Source organism: Microvirga sp. P4_G7, from assembly GCF_056401005.1.
Map to the genome: position 1 here is coordinate 1 of NZ_JBFUKD010000296.1, position 4344 is coordinate 4344.

The 4344-nt window shown below is 58.6% G+C and carries 1 protein-coding gene and 1 pseudogene; both read right to left on the reverse strand.

The features are described 5' to 3' along the window. Positions 1-3340: cadherin domain-containing protein (locus AC1DT3_RS13115; protein ID WP_477465693.1), on the reverse strand; the 3340-nt coding region annotated here is incomplete at its 3' end. A 64-nt stretch (positions 3341-3404) separates the two neighbouring features. Next, positions 3405-4344 (reverse strand): annotated as a pseudogene (locus tag AC1DT3_RS13120) (hypothetical protein); the annotation flags it as partial.

The window sequence follows — 4344 nt, forward strand, 5'->3', positions numbered from 1 at the left end:
GTCGGTCCGCAGCATCTCCGCCCTTGAACAGATCATTGCCGATCGAGCCGAGTGTGAATTCCGTCGCCAGATCAGTCAGCGAAATCGTCAGATCCTTGGTGAAGGTTGCACCCGCGCTGTCAGCGACTTGGACTTTGACAACATACGAGCGGGTCTGTTCGAAATCGAGCAAGAAGCCGTTATCGACCTGCAGCTGGCCCGCTTCAATCTTGAAGCGCCCACCCGCGCTGTCCACCAACGTGTACTTGAAGCCAACCGTATCATCGGGGTCAACAGCCGAGAACGCACCGATGACGGTGCCCGTCGCGGCCAATTCCTGCACGCTGTACCCAGTGAGCATTACATCGGTAGGCGCTCTATTCTGATGCGGCGCGGCATCGTCGTTGAGAATAGTGCCCGATGCGACGCCGGTACCGATGCTTGCGTTCTGGCCGTTCGCGAGCGTGATCGTAAAGCCCTCGTCGCCCTCGATATCCACATCACCCTTCACTTGGATGGTGATCGTTTTCGTGGTCTCACCGGCGGCGAAAACCACCGTTCCGGTCGAAACCTCGACATCGGTCGTGGATGCCGGGTTGGCGCCGGCTCCTCCAAGCAGCCAATCGACAGTCGACAGGCCGACGCTGCTGGACCGAGTCACAGTGAATGTGAACGCGGTGGTGCCGCCGTTACCTTCCGCCTTGGCCGCATCCGTCGCGGCGATCGAGACGACAGGTACGCCCGGAGTATTGTCGTCATTGACGATCGTGCCATCGGCCGTCGCGACGGTGACCGTTCCGTTCACTGCACCAGAGAGCGTGACGCCGAAGGTCTCGTTGCCCTCGACGACGGTATCGCCGAGAACCTTGACCGTGATCGTCTTCGACGTTTCCCCATTGAGGAAATTGACCGTCCCGCTCGTGTTGGCGAAATCCCCAGCATTCGCCGTGGCGCCACCGCCGAAGTTGATGCCCCAATTGACACTCGACTCGCCTGCACCTGAGCTCCGCGTCACAGTGAAGGTGAAATCAGTCGTACCGGCGTCACCTTCGGCCTTCGCGGCGTCCGCTGCCACGATCTGTATGGTCGGCGCGTTGGCCGCGGCGATTGTAACGACGCGATCGACGGTCGGCCCGACGAGCGCACCGTCATAAGCTTGAATTTTTAGGGTCTTATCACCAACGTCACCCGCGACGACCGCGCGCGTCGTCGTGATCTGCCCCGTTGTGGCATTGATCTGGAAGAGTCCGCTTCCGTCCGTCGTCGTTCCGGTATCGGAAAACCGATAACTGTTGTTGCGGAAGCCGGCCGTAGTATCCGGATCGACCGCCGATGCCAAGACAACCTGCGCATTTGCGCCGGTCACCCCCGCCTGGACGGATCCGGGATTACTAAAGCCTATGCCCGTTGCTGCTTCGTTTACGTCCGCAAGATTGATGGTGACATCCTGCGTCGTCGATTGGCCCGTTCCATTGGTATCCGTCGCAGTCACCGCGATCGAATAGCTTGCAGTGCCCTCAAAATTGAGTGCAGCTCCATTCTTTACGGTTATCGCTCCAGTGACCGCATCGATGACAAAGTTGGCGTTGTTCGCAATCGAATAGCGCAGGCCAGCTGTTCCACCGTCGTCGTTCGCCGTGACTGTACCGACAGCAGCGCCGCCGTTGGCATTCTCATTGACGGTGCCGCCGGATTGGAAGCGAATATTGCTCGGAGGCTGATTGGCCAGCCCAGAAACCGTGAAACTATAGTCGACCGACGGCCCGACGAGCGCGCCGTCATAGGCTTGGACTTTTAGCGTTTTCTGACCCGCGTCTCCTGCAAGAACCGCGCGCGTCGTCGTGATCTGTCCCGTCGTGGCGTTGATCTGGAAAAGTCCGCTGCCGTCCGTGGTCGTCCCCGTATCGGCGAACCGATAGCTATTGTTCCGGAAGCCGGCCGCGGTATCGGGATCGACAGCCGACGCGACAACAACCTGCGAATTTGCGCCGGTCACTCCAGCTTCAACGGATTGGACGCCATTGAATCCCACACCCGTCGCCGCCTCGTTCACATCGACGAGGGTGATGGTGACATTTTGCGTTGTCGATAGGCCCGTTCCATTGGTATCCGTCGCCGTCACCGCGATCGAGTAGCTTGCAGTGCCCTCAAAATTGAGTGCCGCTCCATTCTTTACGGTTATCGCTCCGGTGACCGCGTCGATGACAAAGTTGCTGTTGTTCGCGATCGAGTAGCGAAGGCCGGATGTACCGCCGTCGTCGTTCGCTGTGACCGTGCCGACGGCTGCGCCGCTGCCGGCATTCTCATTGACGGTGCCGCCGGATTGGAAGCGAATATTGCTCGGAGGCTGGTTGGACGGTCCTGCGATCGTAAACGTGTAGTCGATCGCCGGCCCCGAGAGCACTCCGTCATAGGCAATGACTTTCAGCGTTTTCTGACCCGCGTCTCCTGCAACAACTGCCCGCGTTGTCGTGATCTGACCCGTCGCGGAGTCAATATGAAAGAGCCCACTGGAATCGGTGGTCGTACCGCTGTCGGCAAACTTGTAAAGGTTGTTCTTGAAACTCGCCTTTGTGTCGGGGTCAACAGCAGTGGCCAGGACGACCTGCGAATTCTGGCCCGTCGCGCCGGCTTGGATCACCTGGGCGTTGGTGTAGCTGACGCCTGTCRCAGCCTCGTTCACGTCCGCGATCGTGAACGTGAGCTCCTTTACCGTCGACAAGCCCGTTCCATTGGTGTCCGTCGCCGTCACGTCGAGGGAGATGGTCGATCCCGCTTCGAAGTTGAGAGTAGCACCAGCCTTGACCGTGACCACTCCGGTCGTCGCATCGATGGCGAAATTGCTGTTGTTCTCGATCGAGTAGCGAAGTCCGGCTGCCCCGCCGTCATCGGTTGCAGCGATGGTGGCGACTGACGTACCCGACGACGCGTTCTCGTTGACCGTTCCGCCACTCGCGATGCGAACGTCGGTCGGCGCGTTGTTGCCGGGCCCCTCCGGCAGATCGTTCAGGTATACGTCGAAGACGCCCTGATGCACCATCTGAGTTCCGACCAGGAACTTGAAGGTAATCTGGTCGTGGATTCCAAGATACGCATCGTCTTCGAAGTCGAACAGCGTATTACCGCCGCTCTTGACGCGAAGAAAATAGCCGTTGGTCTTGTCACCGATGACTTCGTAGCGACCGTCGACATCGCGAAGAACCTGGATCGTGAAACTACCAGCCGTGCTTTCCCATCCGCGAATTCGCCCAACCACGGTGCCCGAGGCGATATTCTCGTTGATATAAACGCTCCCCGATGTCGGGCCTGGCTTGGCACCGTTGTCGGTGTTGATGGGTTCGAGGGTAAGATTGACTGCCATGATTGCCTCTAAGTGATAACTGCGACGAGAGAAGGACGCTTCTCTTGAGCGCCCTCATTCCCGTTCAAACGATGAAAAAGGTGGTGTTGGTGATGCTGGGTTTGTTGCTGATCGTTGCAAACAGAACCGCGGCTGCTGCGCCGTTGCCGTCGCGGTCGTAATAGATCGAACCTGTCGTCTGATCGTAGATGATCCTGTCGTCGGCATCGTGCGCCGCCGTACCAGTCCAGAACGCGTCGGCGGAAAGAATCTTTCCGACATCTGATTCCGCGAACACAGTGAATGCAGATCTGGCCAGCTCGATCCGGTCGATCAACTCGCCCCCGACCGCGACTTCGAAATCGGCGATCGTGTCCTTATTGGTGCTGGTCAGGCGCGAGTCGAACAGGAATACGTCTTCTCCCGTTCCACCAGTCAGGCGGTCCGCTTCCGTTCCGCCGCTCAACGTGTCGTTGCCACCGCCTCCATTGAGACGATCCTTACCGGCGCCGCCCCTGATCAGATCATTGGCGTCCGATCCCGTCACGTTTTCGAGCAGAACATTTTCCACACCGATGGTGAAAGTCTCTTCCGTCGAGCCGCCCTTGTTGTCGCTGACGCGCACTTTGATGGTGAATTCCGGCGCCTGTTCGTAGTCTATCTTCGCGCTGTCTTTTACCTTGAGTTCCGCGCCATCGAGCCAGACCCGCCCACCGCCGTTGTCCAGCAACGTGTAGGTCAAAGGATCGCCATCGTCGTCCTCGGCCGTAAACTGGCCAATCGCAAGGTCCGCCGTCAGGTGTTCACGCACGAAGCTATCCGAGAACTTGATGTTCTTCGGATCGCGATTGCCACCTTCCGGCAGATTGTTCACGTCGATCCGGAAGCTTTCAAGATAGGAAGCACCCTTATCGTCGGTAACCGAGATCATGACCTCGTGGAACTGCTTTGCCTCATAGTCGAGCAGCGCAGGATTGTTCACTTCGAGACGCCACGTTCCGTCCGTGTTGTGGACGATCTTGAAG